Origin of the sequence: Aeromonas sp. HMWF015, from assembly GCF_963878965.1 — a bacterium.
Taxonomy (GTDB): domain Bacteria; phylum Pseudomonadota; class Gammaproteobacteria; order Enterobacterales; family Aeromonadaceae; genus Aeromonas; species Aeromonas veronii.
Genome location: NZ_CAWNZT010000166.1, coordinates 1 through 6925 on the forward strand (window position 1 = coordinate 1; position 6925 = coordinate 6925).

Here is a 6925-nt window from a genome sequence, read left to right on the forward strand (position 1 = left end):
CCGAAGCAGTCCCTGAGGTAGGTTCATGGAGATAACATATGTCTGAGATTTGGTTCGTTAGAGACCTATAACCTTAAGATTGAGTACTCAAAGTTGGCTGATAGATTTGGACACGTTTGTGAACATGCTGGTTGTTCGCATAGTACTCGTACATGTTCAGACCTTCAGTTGACCGATGATGAAGTTCACGTTCCCCCCACATTAGCCACACGAGCACCTTGTTAGATTCTGTCAAGTAGCTGTCAAGAAGGTCACGACGTAGATAGCAGAAAGAACCATTTGCCTGCGAGCCATGTTCGTCAACCTCACGGTACAGGGATGCCACGCCTGAAGCATCGTGCAAGTCCCATGTGTTTGCGCAGTACCTGAGACTAAGTTCCTCACAAATATACTTAGCGGGCAGGCTCACACCGCTGACCTGGTTTACCACGCTGTGGTAGCTCTCCCAGTTGTACTTCTGCACTGGAATATCGACTGCGACACCATTGTCTGACCACTGTTCAGCAGACACCATATATTCGTAGTGGTCCCCTTCTTGCTCATCAGCGGCAAGCAGTCCCGGAATCGTGGAGAAAGGCATCTCACCGGCATAGATGTAGTAGTAGCTTGGCTCCTCCGGAATAGCATGATTGCCGGGGTAATCAAGACTAGTAAACAACGTGCATAAACGGTCGACTTCTTCGCTGTCCACGAATACACCCCGGAGGAAGGTGAAGATCTGTCGATCATCGGTGGGAGTATCCTGCTCTAGGAAGCCATCAAGTGCAACCCACGGCCCCGTCAGTCCATCAATACTCTCTATTTCGAGGATGCTGCTGTAGTCTGGTTGCGGCCCTTTCATTATCCAGTCGCCAAAGTCTGTTGGTTGACCGCTGAACAAATCAGGGAGTTGAAGGGTGATTCTCGCAGCTTCGGGCGGGAATGTTGGGTCTATATCCGCATCTGAGGGACGAGCGTCGCGCGACTCGGCAAGGAGACCCTGTGCGCATCTGACACCCCACATCTCGAAGTAAGCGATCCAGCTATACTTCTTCCCATATCTGTCGACCTTGTGCTGGTCACCGCCACTGCGGGGACCAGGGTTCCTGTGTCGGTCAACTGCTTCGAACGCCTCGGGGTTATAGCCAAGCACCAGCATTCGCGAAACGATTAACGACAACACCCGCTGGTACTCTGGATGGCTGTCGTCGTAGTTCCCCCGACCTGGAATCAGTCTCCCAATGGTGTAGTTACCGAAGTCCATTTGAATTGCTTCACTCTTCGCATCATCGATTATCACTGGATCATATTGCGGTGTGTTCTCAAACGGATTGGGTAGTTGGCTAAAAGGTGGAAGGAGGTGAGTTGCCTCTTCCTCAGACAAACAGCCCGGATCAATCATTCTTGCGATGGCAATAGTTCCCAGGCAGTACTGCTGATATAAAGCATGCCAAGTAGGATACGGCGCTCCAGGCGCGAACATCATTTGATAGATCTCACGGGCAACTCTAGGCAGGGCCTCACGCATCTCTACAGCATAGATATCCGACCAAGTGCTCAGTGCCGCACCGTAGGCTACGGCGAACATCCGCTCGGGGACGTACGGGTCTGAAACAGCAATTGACTCGACAGCCAGCTGGAAAAACACCGTTGGCTGTTTGATGGCAAATTCGTACAGGGTCTTGGTAGCTAGGTCTCGTAGACTTCTGGACGTCGATGTCAGTGTCCACATCACCCAGCGAGCCCGACGAATTTCTCGCCCGTCAAGACTATCCGACTTCCATCTGGACGACAGGAACTTGAAATCGGCCTCAACTTCCTTAGACTTTTCGCGAACCCACTCCGACCAGAATAGATCGCGCTGCGTATTGGACATGGACAACAGCACACTGTGCAAAAAGTCCATGTCAAATGGATGCGCTCGCGCTGCCCTAATGCCACGAAGTCTCGTGAAAGCAATATGCGCGAACTGCTTCGACTCCTGCATTGCGCGTGCGAATCGCTCCACCGTTTCACGTCCGATGTGTCTTGGGTCTGATTGCGGCGTTAATAACAGAGCGTTCAGAACGAGTTTCTCGTCCGATAAGTCTTGCCACAGCTGGCGCCTACCAAGGTGTTGCGGATACAGGCCAACCAGAGCCCGAAACACGTCAAAGGCGAAAGTATGCGAACCTGAATCACGGAATTGGAACTGTGTGCATCCTTCATCGCTTCGCAGCCACGATGCCAAGCCAGGACTCTGAAGCAGGTGGCGTGCTATCATATATCCAGCCATCAGGTCGTATGAAAATGCGATTCCTTGGCTACCTGCTTCAGTAGTTGTTCGAACGAGGATTCCTTCCGATTCAAGCGCGCGAATGATGCTGGCATCCCAGCCCATGTCTCGAACAGCCGTCCGAGCAGCATTGAATTCCACGCTTCTCACGTTGCCTTCCCAAAGGAGGCGCGCGATCGTCAGCAGAGCATCTTGCACTTCATCCTGATAGATGCGAGGTGCCCTCGGTAAAAGCTCAACCACTCGTTCGGCAACCCTATTGAAGTGCTCTTCGAACAGGCTTGTAAGTGAACTGGGCAGTGCCTCCACCCCGACAAGGTGCTGGCGACGCGGGTTTGCCACCTCACAAAAGATTCGGAGCGTTAATGGGTGCTGTAAGAACTCGATTGGCAGTTCTGCGTCGGTGGCGTCAATCTTGTAGTAATCAAAGTACTTGTCGATGGCCGTCTGCGGGTCTTCCCGGAACCCCTGGTGTTCAACCTGAGGAAACTCCTCTGGCAGGCACATTTGCGTGAACTCATTGCGCAAGGTGACAACTAGCAGGACATATGGAAAGGCCTTCAGCAGCTCTTCCGCTCGAGCGAGTTCATCCTTCCAGTTCCTAGGATCTTCGGCCTCATTCAGCCCGTCGATAACAATCGGAATGCGCTTACCTGCGCGCTGTCCCGCTGCGTCTACCGCCTCAACCAGTCGGTCGAAGCTTTCCGCCGGCTTGCCAGCAATCTTGAAAGCAGATGCGAGCTCGTCGAGCCCATGACCTGCATGAAGGTTCTTGCCCAGGAGCAAGACGCCGCCGGGGAAATCTCCATCCGGCTGTGTCACCTTGACGGCTAGCTCGGATTTTCCTTCGCCTGCAGCAGCTAGTACTGCCACGGCTCGAAGGCCGATTGACTGCTCCAAACTACGTATTGCCGAAGAAACTGCGTGGATGTCCGCAACCAAGTTTGCGGCTAATGGAGCTCCGGCGGAGCGTGCTCCACGCATCTTCGAGAGCAGTCTGTCATAGCGTGCCGATTGCAACAGGTTCGAGGTCATTATCTGCTGCACAGCATCGAAGTCCCCCTTGCCGAGCGCTGTATGCAAGTTATCAAGCAGATAAACCAGCCCGGTGGCTCGACCCAAGAGCGCGTCGACTTCAGCTTTGAGTTCTGTTTTGAGGTGCTTCGTGAGCGAAGCAATGTCCGTGGAATTAGTCTTGAGAGCACTTGAGAGTTCCACCAGTGATTTCCAAGCACTCTGGCTACCCAAGCTCCGAAGTACCTTCTCCTCGGCTTCAACGACAACATGAACTGTTGGTTGGTATCGGGTCTTGAATGGAGCTGCAGCGAGCTTGTACTGCTCCGCAAGAAGCTCAGGAGTTAGAACGAGCTCGCCGAAGTAGGTTTCTCGAAGTAGTGCTCCCGGCCCAACCAGGAGGTCTTCGATGTCCGTTGCTGTCAGCAGATCCAACTTCAACTGGGGGAAGCGGTCTTTCTCAAGTGCGAAGAACCACTCTTGGTCCCCCTTTGTCAGCGTGTGGTGCGTCCAAAGCTTCCAATCGGTCACTCCTGGCACATGCTTGCGCGTCTTCTCCATGCCCTCGATGATCTTATTTTTGCGTGCGGCCCCTAAGTCTTGTCCATTTGTCAGTTCATACCATTTGCATTGCCAGCCAATCCAGCGTGGTGGCTCTCCGAGAGCACAAGGCTCATGCAACTGGAGGTGGAACTCCACACCAGGCTGGTTTGCAAGTTGTTTAAAACAACCGAAGCGTCCGTAGTGGCGGCGCACCAGAGCGCGGCAAAGCGTTTCGAAGTTATTCTCCACCGCTCCCGGCAACTTTCTGAATACATCCCAATTTGCTTCAGGCATTGCGTTCTCTCTGTCAGCTGGCGTTGGCGGGATCAGACGGGTAGTCGTGCGCTGAGAAGATTTCGACCTTCGCCCCTGCCTCGATGAAGAGCTTCACAAATGCAGACACCTCAGACTCGTCTGTCGTAACAGTGATTTGGTCGTTTTTACGTTTGAGGCGATGGTCAGAAATCAGCTGCCCAAGGTCAGCTGGGCCTAAGGTGTAGAGGTTCAGAGTACGTAGCAAAGAAAGCATGTCATCTGAAAATTTTTGATCTTCTGGTTTCGCAAAAGAGATGGCGTCGCAGTCATCTTTGGAAGCCTGAATGCTGAGTTTTTCAATATCCTTCTCAACCTTTTCTGCGTCTTGCGCTCGCTTGAACCTCCCGATGAGAACCAGGTTCATCGAGTGCTCAGAACCATATCCGTTCCAAATCTTCATGATTGCGTCTCTCGTTTTATCTCGAGGGTAATTCTGAGTTGCTCCAGTGCTGACAAAACGCCAACATCTCCAATCTTCGTGCCGACAGGCGAGTAAGAACTAGCACGCAGCATTCCGGAAGCGTCTATGTGCGCATAAGCCTGCAGGCCTCTCTCATTCGGGAGAGGGTCGCACGTAGGCAAACCGGACGCACCTGCCTCACTGACCGCAAGGCGAACCTTGCCTTTGTAGTTGTAGACCCAGTCCTGAAGTGCTTGGCTTACTATTCCATCAATGCTTGGAGCCATGGAAGTTGCCTGCTGAGGAAGCAGCAGTAATTCGCTAGCTCCAACCTTTTGGGCTAGCTCGCTTAAGACATCAAGTTCTGTAAGAGTGTGCTCGTTGACCACGACATTGATTCCAAAGGGCGAAATAGCTGCAATTGATTCAACGCCTCGGAGCAGGTTAGCAAAAGGCTTTCCACGTTGTTTTTCATAGGTGCTACCTACCCCGTCAATACTAATGCGTGCGAAGTGTATCGAGCCTTTGAGGCTTTCTACCAGCTTTGGGGTCAGGTGATGACCATGAGTCGTGAATGTGACCGCGAGCTGAGTCTCTCCCGCAACCCGTTTGCATATGTTGACAAAGTCAGGATGCAGAGTTGGTTCACCGCCGCCAAATCCGATGCCTAGGCACCCCTCAGAATCCAGTTCTTTCAACCATCGGAGCACCGAGTCAGTATGCAGTGATGCCTTGTGTTTCGGCGCGTAGCAGTACCTGCAGCGAAGGTCGCAAACATTGGTGAGTGCAATGGATACTTGTCGGGGAGACTTAGACCACGATGCTTCTGTCGGATGCATCTCATCTAATAGAACATTCAGACCTGAAGAGCGATTGAATAAATGGAAACCATTTGGGCCGAGTCTTAATTTCATAAGGCATTATCACCCAAAGTAGTTCGACCTTGAACCTGTTCCATATTGCGTTCTTCCCAAGCAAGGAATTCGAATAACGGAATGCAAAGGGCGCCGTTCTCGAATAAGCGCTCATCATTGAGCTTGAGTGCCTTCAACCACGGTTTTAGTCGTTTTGCCAGTAGAGCCTGATCCTGTTGTGGGAAAGACCAATTTGCCACTTGGTGTTTTTTCCTGAGAATTTTGAGCGGTTCTTTGTCGAGGTCAGGGTCTCTCATCCACGCATTTTCGACTTTGACTCCTCCATTTCTCCCGTAACGGACGCAGACGATGTAAGCATCGGTTGGTAATGCATTACTTTCGTCATCTGGCCAATCTTCGAAGAAGTCGATGTCACTGCGCATGCTCGTGTCGGTCAGTTCAAGATCATGCAGGACCTCCGCAAAGACCTGTAAAGCATGAGGGCTTGCACTTTCCCAGTAAATGGCAAGATAGACTTGCCGATCTCGTAAAGCTGCAGCCGGTTGTCCTACAAGCGACGTTAATTCCCCTAGAGCAGGGCGATTGTCGCGGTGCTTTCGCCAGTTTTTAGCTGCTTGCAGCAAAGCTTCCTCGCTAACAGGTTTTGCTTCTCGCCAAATTGCTTCATACCAAGCCTTGGCATCATCCAATTGCTTGAGATCGCGAGTAAACAGGCCTGCTTCGTGCCAAAGATGGCTCTCATCGTCTTCAAGACCTAAACCATTTGTGGAAAAGTTGGCCGACCCTATTAACCCAGCTGACGTACTCAACATGACCTTGGCATGCAGACTGTTCAGGCATCGTACTTCTACGTGCTTCATATTCTTCAACTGGCGGATTACGTGTGGATTGGTACCTCCGCTCATTAGATTGCAGACAATACGCAGGCGTTCACCGTGCCAGTTATCGAACAGCTTTTCAGCACCACTACCCCAGAAAGCGATAGCTAGATCCAGATATTGGCTGCTGCCAACTAGCTGCCTGACCTGATAAAGATAATTCTCAGAGTTCAGGAACATGACATTTCCCTTGTCGAATTTCGGTTATCGTTCGTTTAGTCCGGAGCTTCGCAGTAGCCATAGGCAGCTCTATCTCCGATGGCTTGAGATTTGCTAACTTACTGCGAACGAACTGCAATGCGGCATCGACTTCCTCAGTATTGGCATGCTTTTGGCAAAAAATACTGAATGCCAGGACTGCAGAATGTCGCTCTTTGTAGAAGAAGTGCATCCGTAGTGGATGCTTTGCTGCCCCATATAGTGGGGCATCTATTCCGTCAAATTGGTTACCCAAAGTTTCTTGAAACTGATCCAGGGTCAGGTCATAGACCAGCCCATCGATCTCTAGCCAGTAGTGCGACTCACGGCCATCCCTGGTATCGCCTTTGACAACAGTCACTGTGTGCTGTGTGGGGAGAAGCTTTACCAGCATTCCAAACACCACAGAGGCCCCCTGACAGCAGTTCAGGGGGAAACTGGTGAAGAA

Annotated in this window: 5 protein-coding genes; all 5 read right to left on the minus strand. The window is 51.6% G+C overall.

Going from position 1 to position 6925, the window contains the following annotated elements; all coding sequences use genetic code 11:
* Nucleotides 1-73: 73 nt before the first annotated feature.
* Nucleotides 74-4105 carry a hypothetical protein gene (locus AACS18_RS08515; protein ID WP_108614109.1) on the minus strand — a complete coding sequence of 1344 codons (4032 nt, stop codon included), beginning with the start codon at nucleotides 4103-4105 and terminating at the stop codon, nucleotides 74-76.
* Nucleotides 4106-4118: 13 nt separating this feature from the next.
* Complete coding sequence (locus AACS18_RS08520) at nucleotides 4119-4526, minus strand: DUF6375 family protein (protein ID WP_016349990.1); 408 nt, start codon at nucleotides 4524-4526, stop codon at nucleotides 4119-4121.
* Entirely contained in the window at nucleotides 4523-5440 is a 918-nt protein-coding gene (locus tag AACS18_RS08525) for a radical SAM protein (protein ID WP_043118724.1), read from the minus strand. The genes AACS18_RS08520 and AACS18_RS08525 overlap by 4 nt, the downstream gene beginning before the upstream one ends.
* Nucleotides 5437-6459, minus strand: coding sequence for a phospholipase D family protein (locus AACS18_RS08530; RefSeq protein ID WP_108614110.1), 1023 nt, complete (start codon nucleotides 6457-6459; stop codon nucleotides 5437-5439). The genes AACS18_RS08525 and AACS18_RS08530 overlap by 4 nt, the downstream gene beginning before the upstream one ends.
* Nucleotides 6443-6925 (minus strand): hypothetical protein (locus AACS18_RS08535; protein ID WP_219928016.1); only part of this gene is annotated, 483 nt, incomplete at its 5' end. The genes AACS18_RS08535 and AACS18_RS08530, both read right to left, overlap by 17 nt.